At 57.0% G+C, this 223-nt stretch carries 1 protein-coding gene; it reads left to right on the top strand.

The annotated features are described in order from the left end of the window. A partial coding sequence (locus E0702_RS18725) for a Tex-like N-terminal domain-containing protein (protein WP_205742180.1) occupies positions 1 to 223 on the top strand: 223 nt, incomplete at both ends.

Genomic DNA, 223 nt, shown 5'->3' with positions numbered 1-223 from the left:
CAAGTCCATTTCCGAGCAAGGCAAACTCACCGATGATCTGGCGAAGGCCATCAACGCCACCCTAAGCAAAACCGAACTCGAAGACCTCTACCTGCCCTACAAACCTAAACGCCGCACCCGCGGGCAAATCGCCATTGAAGCAGGGCTTGAGCCGTTGGCTGACCTGCTGTGGAGCGATCCGTCACACACGCCAGAAGTCGCCGCTGCACAATATGTTGATGCC

It is taken from the genome of Halomonas marinisediminis (assembly GCF_004347715.1).
In the GTDB taxonomy this organism is placed as follows: domain Bacteria; phylum Pseudomonadota; class Gammaproteobacteria; order Pseudomonadales; family Halomonadaceae; genus Halomonas; species Halomonas icarae.
This window is presented reverse-complemented; position numbering and strand designations above follow the sequence as displayed.